Here is a 23,372-nt window from a genome sequence, read left to right as displayed (position 1 = left end):
CCCGGGTTCGGGCACATCGGCCCGGTCCGGACATCCTGGCAGGAATCACCGACAGCCCACGGCCCGCTGTCCACAGGCCCGGTACGACCATCAGCCCGGGTCGCGCCCCACCGGTCGGCCAGGAATGGCGGCGCCGTCACGTACGTTGTGCAGCGCGAGACCACCCGATGGCGAAGGAGCCCGTTCGATGTCCGGCAGCGTGACGATGTACAGCACGACCTGGTGCGGCTACTGCCAGCGGCTGAAGAGCCAGCTGGACCGCGAGGGCATCGGCTACACCGAGATCAACATCGAGCACGACCCGGGTTCCGCGTCGTTCGTCGAGTCGGTCAACGACGGCAACCAGACGGTCCCCACCGTCCTGGTGGTCGCCCCCAGCGGCAAGGAGACCGTGATGACCAACCCGAGCCTGCGCGACGTCCAGAAGGCGCTCGCCGCCTGACGCCGGCTGCGAGCGGCCCGGCCGGTCAGCCGACCGGCCGGGCCGCCAGCTCGCCGAGCCCGTAGACGAGCCGGCAGCGGTCCGCCGAGTAGCGGGTCTCGATCACCCGGACCGGTCCGCGCCGGTCGTAGGTGACCCGGGTCTGCACCAGCAGCGGCACCCCGGGCCCGCCCTGGAACCACTGCGCCTCCTCGGGCCCGGGCATCCGGGAGACCAGCTGGTCCACCGCCCCGATCTCGCTGCGCCCCAGCGCCGCCAGCACCGCCTCGTCCCCGCCCGGCACCGGGTCGGGCTCCATCAGCGCCGTCCCGGCCGCCACCCCGGCCCGGTAGTGGCTCTCCTCGATCGAGTAGGGCTCGCGGTCCATCAGCCGCAGCTGGCGGCGGACCACCACCGCTTCGCCGGGCCGCAGCCCCAGGCGCTCGGCGATGTCCACCCGGGCTCGCACGATGAGCATCTCGAACTCGGCCGTCAGCGACCGGCCGGCCGCGTCCGCCTCGACGCTGTAGACGGCGCTGGGCGATGCCAGGCCGTTGCGCTGCGCGGGCACCGCAGGGGCCGGCCCGGCGCGGCCGGGCGACAGCAGCTCCGCCGCCGGCCCCACGGCCTGGTGCGCCACCGCGTCCACCGGCGAGGCGGTCAGCGGCGGCCCGAAGGCCCAGTGGTCCAGCACCGGGTGTTCACGCAGGAAGGTGCCCTTGCCTTGCAGCCGCACCAGCCGCCCCTCGTTGACCAGCACGTCGACCGCCAGGCGGACGGTGTTGCGGGCCACGCCGTACTGCTGCTCCAGTTCGGACTCCACCGGGAGGGCGGTGTCGCCGCGCCACTCTCCGGCCGCGATCCGGCGGCGCAGGTCGGCGGCCAGTCGCTGGTACTTGGGGGACGGAACGCTTCCACTGGAGATGGTCACCCTGGGAATGTAGCGACGCCGGCCGGGGCATTTCAGCTAAACCGCCCATAATTGGCCATGATTGCCCGCCGGGAAATTGATCAGAAGATCGAGACAGGGTATCTGACCTGCACAGACACCCAATACTCCCGGACCTGTGACCGTTCGAGCGCGCGGCAAGACAACGGGGGGCGTGGGTTATTTCCCACACGCCCCCCGCGCTATTTCCACTCCTGTGCGGGGCGCCGCCGAGGCCGCGCCCCCGTCCGCTACCAGCGCGCAGCGCTCGGCATCGGCCCGCCGTACCAGCGCTCGATCAGGTGCCGGGCGATCGAGATCCCCGAGGGCGGCAGGATCTCGCCGGACTCCATGCCGGCCCGCAGCTCCTCCCGGGAGAACCAGCGCGCCTCGGCCAGCTCCTCGCCGTCCACCGTGATCGCGGTGCCGCCCGGCTCGGCCTTGCCGACGAAGCCCAGCATCAGGCTGGCCGGGAACGGCCACGGCTGGCTGGCCACGTAGCTGACCTCACCGACCCGCACGCCGGCCTCCTCCAGCACCTCGCGGGCCACCGCCTGCTCGATCGACTCGCCCGGCTCGACGAAGCCGGCCAGCGTCGACCAGCGGCCCTCCGGCCAGAGCGCCTGACGGCCCAGCAGGCAGCGGTCCTGCTCGTCGGTGATCACCATGATCACCGCCGGGTCGGTGCGCGGGTAGTGCTCGGCCGCGCAGGAGGTGCAGCGGCGCAGGTGGCCCGCACCGGCCTTCTCCGTCGGGTGCCCGCAGCGCGAGCAGAAGCTGTGCAGCCGGTGCCAGTGCTCCAGGGCCACCGCGTGCACCAGCAGCCCGGCGTCGCGGTCGGAGAGGGTGGCGCCGACCTCGCGCAGCCCGGCCGGGCGCGCGTCGCCGTCGAGGCGCCCCGGCAGCGTCTCACCGGCCAGCGCGAAGTAGGACACGCCGTCCGCGTCGGTGCCCAGGAAGTAGCGGTCACCGGTCTGCGGCGCCTCGAAGGAGGGCAGCAGGACCAGCTCGGTGCCGGTCTCGGTGTCCACCACGAAAGCCTCGCCACCGGCGATCGGCAGCACCTTGGTGCTGGGATGGCTCCAGGCGGCCGCCAGCCACGGCTCGTCCAGGCGGTGCTGGGCCGCCCGGTCCACCCCGGCCCTGGCCAGCACGGGCCCCAGCGGCTGTTCGGTGTCAGGCATGGTGCTCACGTCGATCCGTCCCCGATCCGAGATACGTCAGTTGAGCCGGCACGTCAGCGGCCGGCGGCGGGCAGCCGGTAGTTCTCGGCGAGGTCGCCCCACAGGTAGGCGGCGGCCTCCACCCCCTTGCGCAGCAGGTCGAGTTCGACCTTCTCGTTGATGGAGTGCCAGCCGTCCGAGGGCACCGAGATGCCGAGGAAGAGCACCGGCGCCCCGAGCACGTCCTGCAGGTCGGCGGCCGGCCCGGAACCACCCTCGCGGGTGAAGAGGATCTCCTGCTCGAAGGCCCGGCCCATCGCCCGCACGGTGGACTGCAGCGCCGGGTGGTCCAGCGGGGTCAGGCAGGGACGGGTCGCGGCCCGGAAGGTGATCTCGTGCCGGATGCCGTCCGGCAGCTGCCCGGCCACCCAGTCGGCAATCGCCTGCTCGACCCGCTCGGTGTCCTGCCCGGCGACCAGCCGGAAGGAGATCTTGAGGTGCGCCTCGGCCGGCACGATGGTCTTGCTGCCCGGGCCGGTGTAGCCGCCCCAGAGGCCGTTGACCTCGGCGGTGGGCCGGGCCCAGACCCGCTCCAGGGTCGAGTAGCCGGCCTCGCCCTGGGTGCCGTGCGACTTCGCGGTGCGCAGCCAGCCCTCCTCGTCGAAGGGCAGCTTGGCGAAGAGCTCGCGCTCGTGCCCGGTCAGCTCGACCACGCCGTCGTAGAAGCCGGGCACCGCGACCCGCCGCTCGGCGTCGTGCAGCGCGGACGCCAGCTCGGCGGCGGTGGCGGCCGGGTTGGGCACCGCACCGCCGAAGGAGCCGGAGTGGATGTCGCTGTCCGGGCCGTACAGGTCGATCTGGCAGTCGGCCTTGCCGCGCATGCCGGTGCAGACGGTGGGCGTGGTCTCGCTCCACATCCCGGTGTCCGAGACGAAGACCAGGTCGGCGGCGAGCCGCTCGGCCTGACGACGGATCAGCGCGCTGAAGTTCGGTGAGCCGGACTCCTCCTCGCCCTCGATCAGCAGCTTGAGGTTGACGGCCGGCGCGGTCCGTCCGGTGGCGGCCAGGTGCGCGCGCAGGCCCAGGGTATGGAAGAACACCTGGCCCTTGTCGTCGGCGGCGCCGCGGGCGTAGAGCCGGTTGCCGATGGTCACCGGCTCGAACGGCTCGGTGTCCCAGCCGTCCGCCTTGGCGGCGGGCTGCACGTCGTGGTGGCCGTAGACCAGCACGGTGGGCGCGTCGGCCTCGCCCGAGGGCCACTCGGCGAAGACCGCGGGCAGCCCGTCGGACTCCCAGACCTCCGCGACCGGGAACCCGGTCTCGCGCAGCTTGGCCACCAGCCACTCGGCCGACCGGCGCACGTCGCCGGCCCGCTCCGGGTCGGCCGAGACCGACGGGATGCGCAGCCAGTCGGCCAGGTCGGCCAGGAAGCCGGCCTGGTGCTGATCGATGAAGGAACGGACGACGCTGTCCGGGGTTTTCGTCATACGGACGACTTTAGTTCGCCCGACCTGCCACGTGTCGCTGTGGTCCGCGACCCGGGACCACAGCGACATGTAACCTCCATCACCCGCCGCGGCCGCTAGCCGGCCCGCCGCAGCAGGACGATCCGCGAGCGGGTCAGCAGGGCGGCCAGCAGCACGGCCAGCAGCGGCAGACCGACCAGGGTCAGCGCGATGTTCGCCCAGGGGAAGGCGATCACCGTGTGCGCGTGGTCGATCGGCGAGGCGGCTGTCCCGTCGACCCGTCGCAGCGCCACCGCCGGCACCATCCCGCAGACCGTGCCGAGCACCGCGCCCATCGCCGCGATCACCCCGCACTGGAAGCCGGAGAGCGTGCGCCGGATCCGCGGCGCCGCGCCGACCGCGGCCAGCGTGGTCAGGTCCTGCTGCGAGTCGGCGGAGGCCAGCCCGGTGGCGATGCCCGCCGCACCCAGCGCCACCAGGACGGCGAAGCCGGTCAAACCGAGCTCCATCAGGCCGTGCTGCGTCTGGTAGCCGCGCTCGACCTGCAGGTCCCAGCCCTGCTGACTGACGGCCGCGACCTGCGCGCGGGCGTGCTGCTCGGCGGCCGACTTCGGCATCGCCGGCGGCACCCAGACCGAGCCCGCGTCGGCGGTGCCGAGCCCGAGCCGGACGGCTGTCTGCGGGGTCATGAACATCCCCCCGAGTGAGTTCGGGAGCGACGCCAGCATGGCGTCCGCCGTGATCTCGTGGCTCGGCGGCGGCCCAAAGGGGGCCTGCTGGGACTGCGAGTAGGGTTCCTCGAGCCGCAGGTAGGCCTTGCCGTCCTGCAGCATCCGCTGGTCGAAGACCAGCACCCGGCCGTCGGCCGCCGCCTGCTCGGCGGCGCTGTCGTGCAGGCCGAAGAAGGTGCGCAGCACGGTGGCGTCGCCGACCACCAGCGAGCCGAAGGCACCGTGGGACAGCATGGTGTCCGCACAGCGCGGGTCGCTCCGGGACTGGTCGTACTCCGCCGGACTGTGCCTCTGGCCGTCCTCCAAGGGGCAGCGCTGGGCCGGTGACGCCTCGGCCAGCACGAGCCCGCACCGGTTGTGGGTCGCATCGCACCCCACGGGGTAGCGCGTGGTGCTGATGTCGGCGCGGGGCCCCAGGTCCGGGATGGAGCGCTCGACCGCGGCGCGCTGGTCGGCGAAGACCGCCGGGCTGCCCACGGCGGCGTTGTAGAAGGACAGGGTGACCCCCTTGCTCGGCGCCGAAGGCTGGTAGGACTGCCGGCTCGCCTCGTCGGCGCTCGCGGTGTAGATCCCCACCGCGACGGCCCCGGCCACCGCCGCCATCACGGCGGCCACCGCCGGCGCGGTCCGGCCGCGGTGGCGCACCGAGTCGCGCAGCGCCAGTCGGGGGCCCAGCGGCAGCCAGCGACCCAGCTTGCCGAAGAGCCCGACCACCATCGGGGTGCAGGCGACCATGCCCAGCTCGGCGATCATCGAGCCGCCGAGCACCGTCGCGCTACGGGCGCCCAGCCCACGGGTCGCGCCGAGCAGGGCAAGCGCCGCCCCGCCGGTCAGCATCAGCAGCCCCAGCAGGGTGAGCTTCCTGGACGGCGGCTTGACCCCGCCCCGGCCGGTGAGCGCGGCCACCACGTCCTGCCGGGAGGCCTGGAAGGCCGGCACGACGGCGGCGAGCAGCCCGGTGGCCAGCCCGATCGCGATGATGCCGAGCAGGTCGAGCGGGAGCACCCGCAGCGCTCCGAACCGACGGCCGGCCATCGGTTCGGTCCACGGCCGGGTGACCGCCACGAGCAGCACGGCCAGCAGCACGCCGACCGCCGCCCCGGCCAGGCCCAGCACCACCCCGCCGCCCAGCACCACCGCGCGCACCTGCGCCTGGTCACCACCGGCGGCGGCCAGCAGACCCAACTGCCGCCGGGAGCGCCGGGCCCCGACGGCGAAGGCAGGGCCCGCCAGCAGCACGATCTCCAGCAGCGCCATGCCGGCGACGGTGACCAGCACCACCACGGTGGTCCGGTTGAAGTAGCTGTCGCCCGACACGTTGCCGTGCTGGACGTAGTACGGCACCTGGGAGCGGGCCGGCGGGTTCAGCACCACGCTGCGCGAGGTGGCCACGAAGCCGTACTGGTTCAGTTCCTGGACCTTGGCCCAGTCGACGGTGGCGCCGGCCGGCAGTCGCACCAGCCAGCCGGTGACCGGGGAGGCGTCCGAGGGCTGCCCGCCGCTCAGCGCGCCGGGGCGCGCGACCATGGCGTTGAGCCCGAGCTCGTCCGGGTACTCGACCACCCCGGTGATGGTGAAGGGCGCCTCGCCCAGGCCCTGCAGCCTGGTGGTGCCGCCGAGCTCGAGGCCGGAGTCGTCCAGGAAGCGCTGCGTGACGGCGATCTGTCCGCCGTCCACCGGGGCATGACCGTGAATCAGGTTGATCTTGCCGTGCCAGATCGGGTCGGTCAGGTCGGCCTCGGTCGCCACGGTCTGCAGCTGTCCGTGCGCGGTGCCGGCCTGCAGGCCCTGGCTCTTCTGCAGCGGGACCAGCACCGAGCCGGGCGGCAGCAACTGGGCGGCCAGCACGGCCGGGTCGGTCTGCACGCTGCGCTGCTGCTGGGGGGTGAGCGTCGCGGCGGGGGGTTCGTCGAACTCGCCCTCGCTGGGGAGCGGTGCCTGCTGGACGGTGCCGCCGCGCAGGTGCGAAGCGAGCAGCAGGTCGGCGCGGCCCTGCCCGCGGTCGAGCTGCTCGGCGGGGGTCAGGGTGCTGCTGTGGTAGACCACGTCGATGCCGGTGACGCCGAGCACCGGCAGCGCGATCATGGCCAGCACCAGCAGGCTGCGGCCCTTGGCGCGCAGCGCGTCGCGGCGGGCGATGCGCAGCGCGACCTTCCAGGAGAGGAACTTCCTCACTCGGCCACCGGCCGCTTCAGGCTGTTGGTCGCGGCCGTGACGAGCAGGCTGTCGGCGTCCTGCCGACCGGTCTCGTCGACCAGCCGGCCGTCGCGCAGGAAGACCACCCGGTCCGCCCAGGCGGCGTGCCGGGCCTCGTGGGTGACCATCATGGCGGCGGCGCCCGCGTCGCAGCGGTTGCGCAGCACGGCCAGCACGGTCTCGCCGGTGGCGGAGTCCAGTGCGCCGGTGGGCTCGTCGGCCAGCACCAGGCGGCGCTCGCCGATCAGCGCGCGGGCGATCGCCACCCGCTGCTGCTGGCCGCCCGACATGTCCTCGGGGAAGCGGTTCGCCAGGTCGGCGATGCCCATCTCCTCCAGCGACGTGGCCGCCTCGCGGCGGGCGGCGCGGGTGGACACCCCGTCCAGTTCGCGCGGCAGCATGATGTTCTCCAGCGCCGTCAGCGCCGGTATCAGGTTGTAGTCCTGGAAGACGTAGCCGACCGAGCGGCGGCGGACCTCGGCCAGCTTGCGGCGCGAGAGGTCGCCCAGCGACCGCCCCTCCACCAGGACCCGCCCGCTGGTCGGGCTGTCCAGCCCGCCGGCCAGCGTGAGCAGGGTGGACTTGCCGGAACCCGAGGGGCCCATCACGGCGACGAACTCACCCGGATGGACCTGCAGGTTCACGCCGCGCAGGGCGTGAACCTCGGCGGCGCCCTGGCCGTGGACCCGGTTCACCTGCTCCAGGTGCAGCACGGGCTCGGTGCGGTCGCGGGACGGCGTACGGTTCAACGTTCCCCCAGCTGTTCCTTGACACGGCGGCGAGCGGGCACCGCGTCCGGGGCCGCGGCGGGCTGGGCCCGGTGGGCGGCGAGCCGGGTCTCGCAGTGGTCCAGCCAGCGGACCTCGGCCTCGGCCTGGAAGATCAGCTGCTCCAGCACCAGCAGCCAGGCCAGCTCGGCCCCCTGGGCGGCGCCGGCGGCGCTCTCGCCCGCCAGCGCCCGGGCCTTGAGCCGGGTGTAGTCCTGCAGCGCCTGGATGCTGTGCCGGCGCTGGGCCTGGACCACGGCCTGGACGTCGACGCCGGGCACGGTCACCGCCATGGCGAGCTTGATCGCCAGTTCGTCCCGGGGCGGATTGGTCCGCGGCACCGGGCTGTCGAACCAGGCACGCAGTTCCGCACGTCCCTTCTCAGTGACGGCGTAGAACAGGTGCCCATCCTCGTCCTCCCCGTCGGGAACGACCAGGCCGTCGCGCTCCAGGCGGTTGAGGGTGGTGTAGACCTGGCCGACATTGAGTGGCCAGGTGGCACCGGTCCTCGCCTCGAACTCGGTGCGCAACTGGTAGCCGTAACGGGGCCCCTGATCGAGCAGGGCGAGCAGACCGTGTCTGATGGACATACCAGGTATGTATACCTGGTATGCAGTTCACTCTCAAGCTTCGCCACCTTCCTGGCGTACCGTCGCCAAGGTGAGCCCGCTTCGCATCGCGACCTTCAACCTGCTGCACGGCCAGCCGCTGGCCGCCGACGGCAGCCCCCTGCCCTACCCGGACCAGGCCGACGACCCGCTGCACGAGGCGATCGCCGCGCTGGACGCCGACGTGCTGGCGCTCCAGGAGGTGGACCGCTACCAGCAGCGTTCCGGCCTGAGCGACCAGAGCGCGGTGGCCGCCGCCGCGATGGGCGCCGGCGACTGGCGGTTCGCCGCCGCGCTGCACGGCCGCCCCGCGCCGGTGGCCGGCTGGCTGCGCGACCCGGCGGTCCCCGGCCTGCGGGTCTACGGGCCCGAGGAGCTGGACAGCGCCACCGACCTGCCCTCCTACGGCACCACCCTGCTCACCCGGCTGCCGGTGCAGCACTGGCGCGCCCGGCGGTTCGCACCGGCCCCGTTCGGGCTGCCGCTGCGGGTGGCGGGCCGGCGCGGGCTGACCCCGGTGCCGGACGAGCCGCGCGCGGCGCTGGCGGCGGTCCTCACCGGCGAGCGCGGTCCGTTCACCGTGGTCGCCACCCACCTGTCGTTCGTCCCGGGCTGGAACATGGCCCAGCTGGCCGGCATCCGCCGCTGGATCGCCGATCTGCCCAGGCCCTACCTGGTGCTCGGCGACTTCAACCTGGTCGGCCCGGTGCCGCGCACCGTGCTCGGCGGGGCCACCGCGCTGGACCGCTCACCGGCCGCGGGCCGCCGTCCGCGCGAGGCGCGGGCCGTCCGCTACCCGCGCCCGCTGCCGAGTGCGCGCCGCCGGGCCGCGCGCGAGGCGGGGCCGCGGCTGCGCGGCTGGCACGACCTGGCCCGCACCCCCACCTACCCCTCGCACCGCCCGACCGTGCAGTTCGACCACGTGCTCGCGGTCGGTGTGCCGCGCACGGCGGTGGGCACCGTCTCGGCGCCCCGGGTCGGGGTCTCGGACCACCGGCCGCTGCTGGTGGAGGTCGACCTCTGAGGGGCTGACGACTACTGGCGGGCCAGCCGGCCGTTCTGGTGCGGCAGCTGCTGCGGGGCGCCGCCCAGCACCGGCTCGTACTGCAGCAGCAGCATCGCCGCGTCGTCGCCGAGCTGCTTGCCGACGTGGCGCACCACGTCGGCGTGCAGCCGGTGCAGCACCTCCACCGGGCCGCCCGTCGCGCAGACGGGCAGCCGCTCGGCCAGCGGGTAGAACTGGCCGGCCCGGTCGCGCGCCTCGATCACGCCGTCGGTGAAGAGCAGCACCCGGTCGCCGGGTGCGAAGGGCACCCGTTGCACCGGCGGCGCGACCTGGTCCGGATCGAGCACGCCCAGCGGCGGCACCGTCTCCGCCAGCTCCAGCACGCGCACCACGCCGTCGCCGCCCAGCAGCAGCGGCGCCGGGTGGCCGCAGTTGACGATCTCGGCGCTGCCGTCCGGCGCGACCCCGATCAGCACCAGGGTGACGAACTCCTCCTCGACCCCGGGGTGCTCGTGCTCGTGCAGGGCCCGGTCCAGGCTGACGGCCAGCCAGCCGGCCACCTTGTCCAGGGCCGGCTCCTGGTGCGCCGCCTCGCGGAAGGCACCCAGCACGGCCGCGGCGGTCTCCACCGCTCCCAGCCCCTTGCCCCGCACGTCACCGACGACCGCGCGCACGCCGTGCCGGGTGTTGACCACCTCGTAAAGGTCACCGCCGATCCGGGCGTGCGCGGCGGCGGCGGCGTAGTGCACGGCGGCCCGCACGCTGCCCACCCGGTCGGGCACCGAGCGCAGCAGCACCCGGCGGGCGATCTCGGCCACCAGCTGGGCATCGGCCAGCGCCTGCTCCTGGCGGACCCGCAGGGTGGCGCTGACCCAGCTGATCGCGGTGACCAGCGCGACCGCGAAGACCGTGGCGCTGTGCACGGACTCGCCGAGCACGTGGTTGTAGCCGGCCAGGGCGAAGGCGGCGATCTCGGCCAGGAAGCCGGTCAGGATCGGGTACCAGACCCGGCGGCTGACGATCGCGGCCAGCGCCGGCACGGCGGTGAGGGCGGGCTCGACCGTGACCTCGGTGGTGCTGAAGTAGTCCAGGCAGGCCACCAGGGCCATGCCGATGAACGGCAGGGCGAGTGCTGTCCTGGGCCAGGTCCCCGTCACGCGAACGGTGGCCGGGCCCCGGGTCGGACCGGCCAGCCGGTCTCTGAACCATCCGGTCGCGCTCAACTTCCCGGTGGCGCTCAACTTAGGTGTCTCCAGCAGAAGGCGCCTGGCGCCCGCTTGGGCACCTGCGGCGATGACTGAGGGTGAGGAAATGGGGCCTGTCCGGCGGCCGAGCAGACGCGGGTGACCGGTTACCGACCCCACAATAGGCGCGAAACGTGCACGACGCATCGGTTTCGCGCGACTCCGTGACGAGTTGGATGCTCTCTGTGACCTATTAGTCACTCTTCCCGATCAGAAGCATTTCCAACACGTTCCGGTCGGGAAGTCCTGGCGGCCGCTCGATCCGGCCGCTGCGGACGTAGCAGAAGGCCGCGGTGACCTGCTCCAGCGGCAGGCCGAGCTGCTCGGCCCAGGCCACCCGGTAGATGGCGAGCTGGAGCGGATCGGCCCGCTCCAGATGGCCGGTCTTCCAGTCCACCACCTCGTAGCGGTACCCGCCTCGTGACCCACAGTCGTCGTCACGCTCGCGGTACACCGCGTCGATCCGGCCGCGCACCACCCGCCCGGCGAGCACCAGCTGCACCGGCGCCTCGACCCGGAAGGGCCGCCGGTTCGCGTAGGGGCCGCGCAGGAAGGCCTCCTTGAGGTGTTCAAGATCACGCTCGTCCTCGATCTCGTCGTCCTCCAGCCCCGGCAGGGCGTCGGGCTCCAGCAGCGGCAGCGGGGCGTACTGGGCCTGGATCCACGCGTGGAACCGGGTGCCGCGGCGGGCCGCGGTGGCCGGGGGCCGGGGCATCGGGCGGGCCAGCTCCTGCGCCAGGCCGTCCGGGTCGGCGGCCAGCCGCATCAGCTGGGTGGCCGAGAGCGCGGGGGGCAGCGGCACCTCGCGGCCTGTGCGCCGGGCCCGCTCCAGCTCGCCGAGCAGCGCGGTCAGGTCGCGGTCCCAGGAGTCCACCTGGCGCTGCTCCTCGGGCGCCAGCCGCTCGGGCGCGGGCGCCGGGGCACCGGCCAGGCGCCGGTTGACCACCTCGGCCACCCGGCGGCGGGCCAGCTGGGCGCCCGGGTCCAGCGGCAGCGGCCAGGGCGTGTCACCGGCCCGCCGCAGCGCCGGGTTCTCGGCCCCCTCGACGGGCGGCTCGGCCCAGTGCTCGATCTCGCCCGCACCGGGCCGCTCGGCGTGATCGCGCAACTGCTCCAGGTACTCGGAGGGGCCGCGCACGGTGCTCTGGGTCGGCCCCCACCAGTGGCCGCCGGCCAGCAGCAGCGAACGCGGACGGGTCACCGCGACATAGCCGAGCCGCAGCTCCTCGGTGACGGTCTGGTCCTTCAGCGCCGCCTTGAAGGCGGTCATGCCCTTGGCCGTCCAGCTCCCGACGGCGGGCAGGGTGGCCGCGTCGCCGCGCAGCGGGTAGGGCAGCACCGGTCGCCGGCTGGTCCAGCGCTCCCGGCCGCGGCTGCTCGGGAAGGCGCCCCTGACCAGCCCGGGCAGCGCCACCACCTCCCACTCCAGGCCCTTGGCCTTGTGCGCGGTGAGCACCTTCACGGTGTCCTCGCCGCCCGGGAGGCTGCTGTCCAGGCCGCGGTCGTACTCCTCGGCGGCCCGCAGGAAGCCCAGGAAGGCGGACAGGCCCGGATCGCCGTCCAGGTCGGCGAAGCCGGCCGCGACGTCCAGGAAGGCCTGCAGGGTCTCGCGCCGGCGGGCGGCCAGTGCCAGCGGCGAGGCGGACAGCTCGACGTCGAGACCGGTGACGGCGAGCACCCGGTGCAGCACGTCCATCAGCGGCTCGGCCAGCGCCCGGCGCAGGTCGCGGATCTCCCTGGCCAGGTGGGCGAAGCGGGTCCGGGCCTCCGCCGAGAAGGGCAGCTCGTCCGGCTGCTCGCCCGGGCTGACGAAGGTCTCCAGCGCGTCGCAGAGCGAGACCACCTCCGTCGGGTCGGTCTCGGCGACGGCGGCGGCCAGCGCGTCCGGTGCCTGCGGCCGCACGGCCCGCACCAGCTCGGCCGCGCGCCGGCCGAGCAGCGCCAGGTCGCGCGGGCCGATCCGCCAGCGCGGGCCGATCAGCAGCCGGACCAGGGCGGCGTTGGCGGTCGGGTCCTGCAGCACCTCGCAGACCGCGACCAGGTCGGCCACCTCGGGCAGCTGGAGCAGCCCGCCCAGGCCCACCACCTCGACCGGGACCTCGCGGGCCACCAGCGCCGCGTGGATGTCGGGGAAGGCCGCGCCGCCGCGGCAGAGCACCGCGATCGAACCGGGCGCGGTGCCGGTGCGCACCAGGTGGGCGATCGAGTCGGCCAGCCAGTCGATCTCCTCGGCGTGCGTGGGCAGCAGGGCGAGCCGGACGAACCCGTCGAGCTCCGCGCCCGGGGCCGCACGCAACGCCTCGACGCCCTCGTGGCGCGCCCGCAGCGGCGCGGCCAGCCCGTTGGCGAAGGCCAGCAGGCGCCCGCCGCTGCGGCGGTTCTCGCTCAGCGCGTAGCGGGCGGCCGGGCTCGCGTCGGCCTTGGGGAAGTGGGCGGGGAAGTCGTCCAGGTTGGCCACCGAGGCGCCGCGCCAGCCGTAGATGGCCTGGCAGGGGTCGCCGACGGCGGTGACCGGGTGGCCGCCGCGGTGGGCCGGCGTGGCGCCGAAGAGCCCGGCGAGCAGCAGGCGCTGGGCCACCGAGGTGTCCTGGTACTCGTCCAGCAGCACCACCTGGTACTGCTCGCGCAGCAGCCGGCCGACCTCGGGGCGCTGCTGGGCGAGGCGGGCCGAGGCGGCGATCTGGTCGCCGAAGTCCATCAGGCCGGCCGCGCGCTTGCGGCGGCGGTACTCCTCCACCAGGGTGAGCAGCTCCAGCCGGCCCCGGGCGGTCTCGGGGATGTCCCGCAGCTCCTGGTTGGTCAGCTTGGCCACGGCCAGCTCGTCCAGCAGCGCGGTGTCGAAGGCCCGCAGCTCGTCGGGCTCGACCAGGTGCTCGGCCAGCTCGGCGTCGAGCGCGGTCAGCTCGCCGACCAGGGCCGCGAAGCGGTCCTTGAGGTGCGGGAACGGCCCGCGCGCCGAGCGCAGCACCCGGGCGGCGAGCTGGAACCGGGTGGCGTCGGCGAGCAGCCGCACGTCCGGCTCGATGCCGATCCGCAGGCCGTGCTCCTTGAGCAGGCGGCCGGCGAAGGCGTGGTAGGTGGAGATCTCCGGCTCGCCGCCGTCCGGTCCGCTCCCCTCGGGCCCGCCGGCCTCCGCCGGGCCGCCCTCGCGCAGCCCGGCCCTGGCCAGCGCGGTGCGCACCCGCTCGGCCAGCTCGGCGGCCGCCTTGTTGGTGAAGGTCAGGCCGAGCACCTGCTCGGGGCGCACCGCGCCCGAACCCACCAGCCAGACCACCCGGGCCGCCATCACCGTGGTCTTGCCCGAACCCGCCCCGGCCACGATCACGGCAGGCTCCAGCGGGGCGCCGATGGCCAGCATCTGCTCCCGGTTGAAGGGGATGCCGAGCAGCTCCTTGAGCTGGTCGGGGTGGGTGAGCATGGCAGCCACGGTAACCGGGAGAGCGGACAGGTGAGCCGGCCGGGCAGCCCGCCGGCCTCAGTCGAGCAGCTGGCGGCCGTCGCGCTGGGCGGAGCAGCTGCGCTTGAAGGTGCAGGTTCCGCAGCCCTCCCCGGTGGTCGGCACGAAGCGCTCGGCCAGCACCCGGCCGGCCGCGTCCGCGAGCAGATTCTCGATCCACGGCTCGCCCTCGGGCGGCGGCTGGTGCTGGACCTTGGGCGCCTCGGGGAGCTTCTTGTCCTCGAAGCGCAACTGGACCAGCTCGGCACCGCCCAGCGGCGGCCGGTCGTTCACCAGCCCGTCCAGCGCGCCCTCGCGGACGGCCAGCTGGTAGACCGCGAGCTGCTTGTGCTCGGGCAGCGACTTGTCGGTCGGCGCCCGCTTGCCGGTCTTGAAGTCGACCACGTACGCCCGGCCGACCGCGTCCTGCTCGACCCGGTCCATCACCCCGCGGATCCGCACCGCCAGCTCGCCCACCGGCAGGGTGAGGTCGAAGCCGTGCTCGGTGGCCAGCGTGGTGCGGCCACGCTCCAGCACGTGCCAGTGCAGGAACCGCTCCAGCGCGGCGCGGGCCTGCGCCTTCTCCTGCGACGACTTCCACGGGGCGTCGAAGGCCAGCGCGTCCCAGACGGTGTCCAGCCGGTCCAGCAGCACCGCGAGGTCGGCCGGGGTCCGCCCGGAGCCCACCTCGTCGGCCAGCGCGTGCAGCACGTTGCCGAAGCCCTGGGCGCCGGAGGTCGCGGTCTGCGCCTTGACCTCCTTGCTCAGGAACCACTGCAGTGAGCAGGAGTCGAGCTGCTCCAGGCCGCTGCCGGAAAGCTGGACCGGGCGGTCCGGCTCGCGCAGCGGGGCCGGGCTGCTGGTCGCCTCGGCCATCCCCCACCAGCGGTCCGGGTGGGCGGCGGGGACCAGCGCGGTGCCGTCCTCGCCGCGCGCCGCGGCCAGCGTGGCCAACCGCTCGGCGGCGGTGCGGCGCAGCTCGGGCGAGCGGGCGGGGTCGACGGTGACCGCGCGCAGCTCGGCGACCAGGGCGGCGACGGACAGCGGTCGGCGGGGGCGGTGGGTGATGTCCGCCACGGTGACCTGCGGGACCCGTCCCAGCACGGCACCGGTCCGGGGATCGACCTGCTCGCGGTAGAGCTCGCGCAGGAAGCGCGAGGGCTCGTCGCCGTCCTCGGCCGGCGCCTTGACCGCGGTGACGATCAGCCGCTCCTTGGCCCGGGTGACGGCCACGTAGAAGAGACGGCGCTCCTCGGCGAGCAGCGCACCAGGGGTGAGGGGCTCGGCCAGACCGTCGCGGCCGATCCGGTCGGCCTCCAGCAGCGAACCGCGGCGGCGCAGGTCGGGCCAGAGGCCCTCCTGGACGCCGGCCACCACGACCAGGCGCCACTCCAGGCCCTTGGAGCGGTGCGCGGTCATCAGCCGGACCGCCTCCGGGCGCACCGTGCGCACGGTCAGGGTGTCGGCGGCGATGTCCTGCGCCTCGACCTCGGCGAGCAGGTCGAGGGCGCCGCGGTGGCCGGTCACCTGGTCCTCGGCGCGGGCGGCCGTCTCGAACAGGGCGCAGAGCGCGTCCAGGTCACGGTCGGCGTTGCGGCCGACGGTGCCGGGGCGCAGGGCGGCGCGCTCCAGGCGCTCGCGCCAGCGCGGGCTGCCGTCCCACAGCTCCCAGAGCGCCTCCTCGGCGGTACCGCCGCCGGCCAGCAGGTCCCGCACCTTGCGCAGCAGGGTGCCGAGCTCGCGGGCCCGGCGGGCGGGCGGCAGGTCGAGGGTCACCAGTTGCTCGGGGTGGGCGAGCGCCTCCCGGATCAGCTCGTCCGACGGGCGCACATGCGTTCGCACGCGCCCCTGCGGTGCATCGACCGCCTCGGGCACCTCGCTGGCCCCAGCGTCCCCAGCAGCCCCATCGTCCTCAGCATCGTCGGCGGCCCGCACATCCTCGACGGCCTCGCCCGGCGCCTGCCGTTCCCGCAGCGCCGCCCGCTCCTCCTCGCGCAGCGCACGGCCCAGCCGGCGCAGGTCGGAGCCGTCCAGTCCGCCGAGCGGACCGGTGAGCAGGGTGTGGGCCAGCTCGACGGTCAGCGAATCCACACCGGAAGTCGATTCCGCCGACTTCTGGTGCACAGCCCCCTCCGCACAGACCCGCAGCGCGAGCAGCAGCGGCACCACGGCCGGCTCCTCGCGCAGCGGCAGGTCGTCGCCGTCGATCTCCAGCGGGACGCCCGCCGCGCTCAGCGCCCGGCGCACACCGGGGATCGCCCGTGCGCCGGCTCGCACCAGCACCGCCATCTCGCCCCACGGCACCCCGTCCTCCAGGTGCGCGCGGCGCAGCAGGTCGGCGACGCTCTCCAGCTCGGCGCCCGGGGTCGGGTAGCTGTAGACCTCCACGCTGCCGGCCACCGCGGGGCCGGGACCGGCCGCCCCGGGGGGACCTGCCGCCGGCCCCCCCGGCAGCAGCGCGCGGTGCTGCGCCAGCTTCTGGGTCGGCAGCCGCCCCATCGGCAGCCGGGTGGCGAGCTCCCGCGAGGCCGCCAGCAGCACCGGCGCCGAGCGGCGCGAGACCCGCAGCACCTTCACCTCGGCAGGGCTCCCGTCGCGCTGCCGGAACTGCTGGGGGAAGTCCAGGATGCCGTTCACGTCCGCGCCGCGGAACGCGTAGATCGACTGGTCCGGATCGCCCACCGCGACCAGGTCCCGCCCGCCGCCGGCCAGCTGCCGCAGCAGCCTGACCTGGGCCGGGTCGGTGTCCTGGTACTCGTCCACGAAGACCGCGTCGTAGCGCGCGCCCAGGTCGACCCCGGCGCGCTCGGCCAGCAGCACCGCCCGATGCACCAGCTCCGCGTAGTCCAGCACCCCGCGCAGGTCCAGCACGTCCAGGTACTCGGCGAGGAAATGCGCCGCCGCCTTCCAGTCGGGCCGCTGCACGCCGTCCGCGAACCGGGCCAGCTCCGCCTCGCCCAGCCCGAGCTCGCGGCTGCGGGCGAGCACCGCGCGCACCTCGTCGGCGAAGCCGCGGGTGGTCAGGCAGGCGCGCAGGTCCAGCGGCCAGCTGATCTTCGAGCGCCCGGCCGCCGCGTCCTCGGCCCCGCCGGCCAGCAGCTCGCGGACCATCACGTCCTGCTCGGGCCCGGACAGCAGGCGCAGCGGCTCGGCGTAGCGCTCGGGCTCCTGCTCGGAGCGCAGCAGCGCGTAGCAGAAGGAGTGGAAGGTGGTCGCCTGCGGCGCCGACGCCAGCCGCACCGCCATCCGGTCGCGCAGCTCCATCGCCGCCTTGCGGCTGAAGGTCAGCACCAGGATCCGCTCCGGGTCGGTGCCCCGCTCGACCCGGCGGGCCACCGTCTCGACCAGCGTGGTGGTCTTGCCGGTCCCGGGTCCCGCGAGCACCAGCAGCGGGCCGCCCGGGTGCTCGGCCACGGCGCGCTGGTAGGGGTCCAGCACGGGCGGCGCGGGCGTCACGAGCGGGCTGCGCACCAGACGGTAGGGGGAAGCCACGGAAGTCCTGCGGATCGGCGACAGGTCTGACGGTCAAAGAAGGTGAGGAAAACGGAAGGGAGTCTTAGAGCCTACGAGATCCATCGGCGCGCGCGGGAACGGGTGCGCCGGGCCGAGGTCCGCCGGGGCCGCCGAGGAGGCACGATCGTGGTGTGTCCGCGCTACTGCCCGTCCCACCGGGCCTGCCGCAGGTCCACCCGCGGCGAGTCCTCGGCCCTGCCGCGCAGGGGTGTGGCCTCCTGCCGGTAGGCCGCCAGCGCCCGCTGCTCGTGGCCGGGCAGCAGCGCGCCGTCCGCGCGCACCACCCGCCACCAGGCGACCGAGCCGCCGTAGAGCGCCATCACCCGGCCGACCTGGCGCGGACCGCCCTCCCCGAGGTACTCGGCCACGTCTCCGTACGTCATCACCCGCCCCGGCGGGATACGGTCGACCAGTTCGAGCACCAGCTCGGCGTACGGGGGCAGGTGAGGGCCCGCGCTGTTGTCCGTCACTCGGGCATTCTTGCCCATCCGGACCAGCCCGGGGCCTCCTGCGGGGTATTCGCCGCGCCCGGTCCGGCCCCTGTCCGGCGGCAGGCTGCCCGGCATGCCACCATCTTCGGGGCGGTGAGTGGTGATACGAGGACAAGACCAGATGACCGGGACGGTTGACGTGGATGTGGACGAGGGCGCTGGCGAGTCCGCCTCCGCGCTCCCCCCCGTTGTGGAGCCCAAGGTCTCGCTGGTGAAGCAGACGCCGCCGCGGCGGCGTCCCGTCGCGCTGCCCGCACCCGCTGCGACCCCCGCGCCCGGACCGGCGCCCGAGGAACCCGAGCCCGAGGGCCACGAGTCCGAGGACCACGAGGACCACGAGGACCACGAGGACGACGAGAACGAGGACGACGAGCTCGCGGTCGACGAGCCGCTGCTCGCGGCCCGCGCCCACCGCCCCACCGACCTGATCCGCTTCGTGGCCGGCCTGCTCGGCATCATCGCGGTCTTCGCGCTCGCCAACTACGCCAAGTCCACCACCAGCGGCATCGGCACGGACATCCACGACAACGTGAAGAACGTGGCGCCCTGGCTGAGCACCGTGACCAGCCTGATCTCCACCGTGGCGGTGCTGGCCGTGCCGCTGGCCTTCGCGGTCGAGCGGCTGATCAAACGCGACGGCCTGCGGGTGGCCGACGGCGTACTCGCCTCGGTCCTGGCCTACGGCGTCTCGCTGGCGGTGGACTGGTGGGTGGCCGACGGCGCCTCGGAGACGATCCGCCAGGCGTTGACCCAGCAACCCGAGGGCGCCGGCCCGCTCACCGAACCGGTCCACGGCTACCTGGCACCGGTGATCGCCTACATGACCGCGGTGGGCATGGTCAGCAGACCGCGCTGGCGCCTGGCGCTGTGGGCCGCGGTGCTGCTCAGCGGCGCCACCGAGCTGGTCAGCAACTACACCACCCCGCTGTCGCTGCTGCTGACCGTGCTGATCGGCTGGTCGGTCGCCTGCGGGACGCTCTACGCGATCGGTTCGCCGAACATCCGGCCCACCGGGCAGCACCTGATGCTCGGTCTGCGCCGGGTCGGCTTCGCCCCGAAGAACGCGCACCGCGCCCCGGACGCGCCCGGCGGCACCCGCCGCTACTTCGTCGCCCAGCAGGAGGGCCCGGCCCTCGACGTCCACATCATCGACCGTGAGCAGCAGGCCTCCGGGTTCTTCTACCGGATCTGGCGCCGGGTCCGGCTGCGCTCGGTCGCGGTGCGGCGCAGCCCGCAGTCGCTGCGCCAGGCGCTGGAGCAGGAGGCGCTGATCGCCTACGCCGCCGCCGCGGCGGGCGCGCACGCCCCGCAGCTGGTGGCCACCTCCGAGCTGGGCCCGGACGCGGCGATCCTGGTCTACGAGAAGGTCGAGGGCCGCACCCTCGACGAGCTGGCGGACCAGGAGGTCACCGACGAGGTGATGGCCTCGTTCTGGCTCTCGGTCAACGCCCTGCACCAGCGCCGGATCGCGCACCGCCGGCTGACCGGCGAGTCGCTGCTGGTGGTGGACGAGAAGCTGGGCGCCCTGGTCAACCTGTCCGGCGGCGACATCGCGGCCGGTGACCTGACGCTGCGCATCGACGTCGCCCAGCTGCTGACCACCTTCGCGCTGCGGATCGGACCCGAGCGCGCGGTCGCCCTCGCCAACCGGGTGCTCGGCGCGGAGCGGGTGGCCGCCGCGCTGCCGCTGCTGCAGCCGGTCGGGATGAGCCGGCAGACCCGCGCCGACCTGGCCCGGCAGACCAAGGAGCGCAAGGGCGCCGCGCAGGCGAAGGCGCTGGAGCAGGTGGCCAGCGGCGAGCGCACCCGGGAGGAGGCGGAGGAGGACATCGCCACGGCCGGCGAGGACCTGCTCAGCCGGATCCGCGGGCAGATCCTGCAGATCGCCCCCGAGGCCCCGATGGCCCCGGCCAAGCTGGAGCGGCTCAAGCCCAAGACGTTGATAACGGTCGTCGCGCTGGCCTTCGCGGGCTACCTGGCGGTGACCAGCATCCAGCCGGGCCAGCTGAAGTTCTCGCACATGCACCTGGGCTGGACGGCCGCGGCCCTGGCCGCCGCGGCGGCCAGCTACGTGGCGGCGGCGATGAGCCTGACCGGCTTCGTGCCCGAGCGGCTGCCGTTCCGGCGCACGGTCGCGGCCCAGCTGGCCGGGTCCTTCGTGAAGCTGGTGGCCCCGGCGGCGATCGGCGGCATCGCGCTGAACACCCGCTACCTGCAGAAGGCCGGCATCCGCCCGGGCCAGGCGGTGGCGAGCGTGGGCGCCTCGCAGCTGGCCGGCCTGGGCGGGCACCTGCTGCTGCTGTTCGCCTTCGGCCTGATCACCGGCAGCCAGAACAACGGCGACCTCGGCAACGAGCGGGCCGCGATCATCGGGGTGCTCACCGCGGCCGTGCTGGCGCTGGTGATCGCGGCGGTCGCGCCGCTGCGGCGGTTCGTGGTGACCCGGGTCCGCTCGCTCTTCTTCGGCGTGGTGCCGCGGATGCTCGACCTGATGCAGCGGCCCAGCAAGCTGATCACCGGCTTCGGCGGCATCGTGCTGCTGACGCTGACCTTCACCGCCTGCCTGGACGCCTCGGTGCGGGCCTTCGGCGGCTCGATGAACTTCGCCACCGTCGCGTTCATCTTCCTGACCGCCAACGCGGCCGGTTCCGCCGTCCCGACCCCGGGCGGCATCGGCGCGATCGAGGGTGCGCTGATCTTCGCGCTGGGCATCGCCGGGCTGCCGGCGGCGACCGCCACCTCGGCGGTCTTCCTGTTCCGGCTGCTCACCTTCTGGCTGCCGGTGCTGCCGGGCTGGATCGCCTACAGCTACCTGCACCGCCAGGGCGCGCTGTAACGGACGAGGCCGGCCCCGCCGTGGGGCCGGCCTCGTCCGTGCGCCGGGATCGGATACCCGGACCGGTCAGTACACCGGCTTCTCGGGCTCGATCTGGTTGACCCAGCCGATCACCCCGCCGCCCAGGTGGACGGAGTTGGCGAAGCCCGCCGCCTTCAGCACCGCCAGCACCTCGGCCGAGCGGACGCCGGTCTTGCAGTGCAGCACGATCTTCTTGTCCTGCGGCATCTTCTCCAGCGCGTTCCCCATCAGGAACTCGTTCTTGGGGATCAGCACCGCGCCCGGGATGTTGACGATCTCGTACTCGCCGGGCTCACGGACGTCGATCAGCAGGATGTCCTCGCCGCCGTCCTGCATCTCCTTGAGCTGCTTGGAGGTGATCGTGGAACCGAGCGCGGCCTCCTGGGCCTCCTCGGAGATCACCCCGCAGAACGCCTCGTAGTCGATCAGCTCGGTGACGGTCGGGTTCGGGCCGCAGACCGCGCAGTCGGGGTCCTTGCGGACCTTGACCTGGCGGTAGTTCATCTCCAGGGCGTCGTAGATCATCAGCCGGCCGACCAGCGGCTCGCCGACCCCGGTCAGCAGCTTGATCGCCTCGGTGACCTGGATCGAGCCGATCGAGGCGCAGAGCACCCCGAGTACGCCGCCCTCGGCGCAGGAGGGGACCATGCCCGGCGGCGGGGCCTCCGGGTAGAGGCAGCGGTAGCACGGGCCGTGCTCGGCCCAGAAGACGCTGGCCTGGCCGTCGAAGCGGTAGATCGAACCCCAGACGTACGGCTTGCCGAGCAGCACCGCGGCGTCGTTGACCAGGTACCGGGTGGCGAAGTTGTCGGTGCCGTCGACGATCAGGTCGTAGCCGGAGAAGATCTCCATCACGTTGTCGTTGTCAAGGCGCTCCTCGTGGAGGATCACCTCGACGTACGGGTTGATCTCCTTGACCGAGTCGCGCGCGGACTCGCCCTTGGAGCGGCCGATGTCGGACTGGCCGTGGATGATCTGCCGCTGCAGGTTGGACTCGTCGACGGTGTCGAACTCGACGATGCCCAGGGTTCCCACGCCGGCCGCCGCCAGGTACATCAGGGCCGGGGAACCGAGACCGCCCGCGCCCACACAGAGCACCTTGGCGTTCTTCAGCCGCTTCTGCCCGGCCATCCCGACATCCGGGATGATCAGGTGGCGGGAGTACCGGCGGACCTCGTCTACGGTGAGCTCGGCAGCCGGCTCGACCAGGGGTGGCAGCGACACGGGGACTCCGATGGTCGTCAAAACGTTGGTTCCTTGAGCCAACAGTGTCACGCCGGTGCCCTATTCCGAGACAGCTGGTCCACTGGTCGAGACAAGCCCCACCGGATGCTGGGAACCGGCTCGCGGTCGGGCGTTCAGACCCGGCAGGCGGTCTCCAGCCAGACGTCCCCCAGCGACTCCTCCAGCGGGGTCTGCGCCCGCCAGCCGAGCCGTTCGCGGGCGGTCCGGACGTCGGCCTGGCGCCAGGGCACCGGCTCGATCACCGGGCGCGACTCGACCGCGGCCGGCGCCGGCGGTGCCGTGGCCGGGCCCGGCTCGGTGGCCGCCTGGGCGGGCAGCAGCACGGTCCGGATCTCCTCGCTCAGCGCCCCCTCGAAGCCCGAGGCGCGGATCAGCAGCTCCGCCGCCTCCCGGGCCTGGACGGCGTGCCCGGTGCCGATGTTGATCACGCCGGTCGCCGCCGAGACCGCCGCCGCCCGGACCGCCTGCGCGACGTCGCGGACATCGACGAAATCCCGGAATGCGGACAGATCCGGCATCCGGACCTGTCCCTCCTGCTGCTCCAGAGCGCGGCGCAGGCCCTCGGCCAGCCGGCCGAAGAGCGAGGCGGCCGGGGTGCCGGGGCCGACCACGTCGAAGACCCGCAGCACCGCCGCGTCCAGCCCCGAGGAGAGCACCAGCTCGGTCCCGGCCAGCTTGGACACCCCGTACGGACCGACCGGGCGCGGCTCGGCGCTCTCGCTGATCGGCGACGACGGCGGCACGACGCCGTACTCGGCCGCCGAGCCGATGTGCACCAGGCGGGCCGGCTCGTGGCTGCGCCGGATCGCCTCGCAGACCGTCGCCACCGCGAGCACGTTGGCCCGCACCAGGGTGCGGGAGGTCCCGTAGGTGGCCCCGGCGCAGTTGATCACCACCTGCGGCATCACCGCGTCCAGGAAGCGGGCCAGCGCCCCCGGACTCCCGGCCGCCAGGTCGAACCGGATGTCGGCCGAATCCCGCCGCCCGAGCACCGTGACCTGGAGGTCACGATCCATCAGCAACCGATCGGCGACCCGACGGCCGATGTAGCCGCCGGCACCCAGCAGCAGCACCCTCATCCCTGACTCCTGACCTGACCGTTGATTAAGCCGTTGATGAAGCCCTTGACGGGCCCTGCGAGCCCGCTTCCAGCAGCCGGCCGGCGCCTGCCCCCGCGCCGACACCGAGCCGATCGGTCCGCCGCCCGCGCCGCCTCCCCAGGGTCGGGGCCGCACGGCGGCCTCACCGGTGGACCTGCGGACGGCCGAGCAGCAGCCAGGACGTCGTGCAGCGGCGGTCG

At 74.0% G+C, this 23,372-nt stretch carries 15 protein-coding genes; 3 read left to right on the top strand and 12 right to left on the bottom strand.

Annotation, left to right across the window (positions count from 1 at the left end; all coding sequences use genetic code 11):
• Positions 1-187: 187 nt before the first annotated feature.
• Entirely contained in the window at positions 188-442 is a 255-nt protein-coding gene (locus OG294_RS25315) for a mycoredoxin (RefSeq protein WP_327068844.1), read from the top strand.
• Between the two features lie 25 nt (positions 443-467).
• Here the strand turns inward: OG294_RS25315 and OG294_RS25310 are convergent, their stop codons facing one another.
• From OG294_RS25310 to OG294_RS25285, 6 genes are all read right to left on the bottom strand, one after another.
• The gene (locus OG294_RS25310) at positions 468-1,352 is read right to left on the bottom strand and encodes a GntR family transcriptional regulator (RefSeq protein ID WP_327068843.1); all 885 of its coding nucleotides are present in this window, start codon (positions 1,350-1,352) and stop codon (positions 468-470) included.
• Positions 1,353-1,600: 248 nt separating this feature from the next.
• A complete protein-coding gene (gene nudC, locus OG294_RS25305; protein WP_327071656.1) occupies positions 1,601-2,533 on the bottom strand; it encodes an NAD(+) diphosphatase in 933 nt (310 codons plus the stop codon).
• Between the two features lie 53 nt (positions 2,534-2,586).
• Positions 2,587-3,999 (bottom strand): dipeptidase, encoded by a 1,413-nt coding sequence (locus OG294_RS25300; protein ID WP_327068842.1) that lies wholly within the window; start codon positions 3,997-3,999, stop codon positions 2,587-2,589.
• A gap of 95 nt (positions 4,000-4,094) precedes the next feature.
• Positions 4,095-6,884, bottom strand: coding sequence for an FtsX-like permease family protein (locus OG294_RS25295; protein ID WP_327068841.1), 2,790 nt, complete (start codon positions 6,882-6,884; stop codon positions 4,095-4,097).
• Positions 6,881-7,654, bottom strand: a complete 774-nt coding sequence (locus OG294_RS25290) for an ABC transporter ATP-binding protein (RefSeq protein WP_327068840.1) — start codon at positions 7,652-7,654, stop codon at positions 6,881-6,883. The genes OG294_RS25295 and OG294_RS25290 overlap by 4 nt, the downstream gene beginning before the upstream one ends.
• Positions 7,651-8,262, bottom strand: coding sequence for a PadR family transcriptional regulator (locus OG294_RS25285; RefSeq protein WP_327068839.1), 612 nt, complete (start codon positions 8,260-8,262; stop codon positions 7,651-7,653). The genes OG294_RS25290 and OG294_RS25285 overlap by 4 nt, the downstream gene beginning before the upstream one ends.
• A 70-nt stretch (positions 8,263-8,332) precedes the next feature.
• Here OG294_RS25285 and OG294_RS25280 point away from each other — a divergent pair, with 70 nt between their 5' ends.
• Entirely contained in the window at positions 8,333-9,304 is a 972-nt protein-coding gene (locus OG294_RS25280) for an endonuclease/exonuclease/phosphatase family protein (RefSeq protein ID WP_327068838.1), read from the top strand.
• 11 nt (positions 9,305-9,315) lie between these two features.
• Here OG294_RS25280 and OG294_RS25275 read toward each other — a convergent pair whose 3' ends face one another.
• The 4 genes from OG294_RS25275 to OG294_RS25260 all read right to left on the bottom strand — a co-directional run bounded on the left by OG294_RS25275 (position 9,316) and on the right by OG294_RS25260 (position 17,967).
• Positions 9,316-10,443: a PP2C family protein-serine/threonine phosphatase gene (locus OG294_RS25275; protein ID WP_327068837.1), complete on the bottom strand. Its 1,128-nt coding sequence runs from the start codon at positions 10,441-10,443 to the stop codon at positions 9,316-9,318.
• Positions 10,444-10,723: 280 nt separating this feature from the next.
• Positions 10,724-13,957 (bottom strand): ATP-dependent DNA helicase, encoded by a 3,234-nt coding sequence (locus OG294_RS25270; RefSeq protein WP_327068836.1) that lies wholly within the window; start codon positions 13,955-13,957, stop codon positions 10,724-10,726.
• A gap of 48 nt (positions 13,958-14,005) precedes the next feature.
• Positions 14,006-17,458, bottom strand: a complete 3,453-nt coding sequence (locus tag OG294_RS25265) for an ATP-dependent helicase (protein WP_327068835.1) — start codon at positions 17,456-17,458, stop codon at positions 14,006-14,008.
• 161 nt (positions 17,459-17,619) lie between these two features.
• A complete protein-coding gene (locus OG294_RS25260; protein ID WP_327068834.1) occupies positions 17,620-17,967 on the bottom strand; it encodes an MGMT family protein in 348 nt (115 codons plus the stop codon).
• A gap of 124 nt (positions 17,968-18,091) precedes the next feature.
• On the opposite strand from OG294_RS25260, the gene OG294_RS25255 reads away from it, so the two are divergent.
• Positions 18,092-20,806: a lysylphosphatidylglycerol synthase transmembrane domain-containing protein gene (locus OG294_RS25255; protein ID WP_327068833.1), complete on the top strand. Its 2,715-nt coding sequence runs from the start codon at positions 18,092-18,094 to the stop codon at positions 20,804-20,806.
• Between the two features lie 66 nt (positions 20,807-20,872).
• On the opposite strand, the gene moeZ is transcribed toward OG294_RS25255, so the two are convergent.
• Together moeZ and OG294_RS25245 are read right to left on the bottom strand one after the other, a co-directional pair.
• Positions 20,873-22,051 carry an adenylyltransferase/sulfurtransferase MoeZ gene (moeZ, locus tag OG294_RS25250; protein ID WP_327071655.1) on the bottom strand — a complete coding sequence of 393 codons (1,179 nt, stop codon included), beginning with the start codon at positions 22,049-22,051 and terminating at the stop codon, positions 20,873-20,875.
• Between the two features lie 134 nt (positions 22,052-22,185).
• Entirely contained in the window at positions 22,186-23,151 is a 966-nt protein-coding gene (locus tag OG294_RS25245; protein WP_327068832.1) for an NAD-dependent epimerase/dehydratase family protein, read from the bottom strand.
• Positions 23,152-23,372: the final 221 nt, after the last annotated feature.

Source organism: Kitasatospora sp. NBC_01302 (assembly GCF_035976515.1).
Lineage (GTDB): Bacteria > Actinomycetota > Actinomycetes > Streptomycetales > Streptomycetaceae > Kitasatospora.
Note: the sequence above shows the minus strand (reverse complement) of the source record. Positions and strands in the feature narration are given on the sequence as shown.

Excerpts from the sequence above, each read along its gene's own strand:
- OG294_RS25315 (WP_327068844.1), top strand. The coding sequence starts at position 188 with ATGTCCGGCAGCGTGACGATGTACAGCACGACCTGGTGCGGCTACTGC.
- nudC (WP_327071656.1), bottom strand. The coding sequence starts at position 2,533 with ATGCCTGACACCGAACAGCCGCTGGGGCCCGTGCTGGCCAGGGCCGGG.
- OG294_RS25300 (WP_327068842.1), bottom strand. The coding sequence starts at position 3,999 with ATGACGAAAACCCCGGACAGCGTCGTCCGTTCCTTCATCGATCAGCAC.
- OG294_RS25285 (WP_327068839.1), bottom strand. The coding sequence starts at position 8,262 with ATGTCCATCAGACACGGTCTGCTCGCCCTGCTCGATCAGGGGCCCCGT.
- OG294_RS25260 (WP_327068834.1), bottom strand. The coding sequence starts at position 17,967 with ATGGGCAAGAATGCCCGAGTGACGGACAACAGCGCGGGCCCTCACCTG.
- OG294_RS25255 (WP_327068833.1), top strand. The coding sequence starts at position 18,092 with ATGACCGGGACGGTTGACGTGGATGTGGACGAGGGCGCTGGCGAGTCC.
- OG294_RS25245 (WP_327068832.1), bottom strand. The coding sequence starts at position 23,151 with ATGAGGGTGCTGCTGCTGGGTGCCGGCGGCTACATCGGCCGTCGGGTC.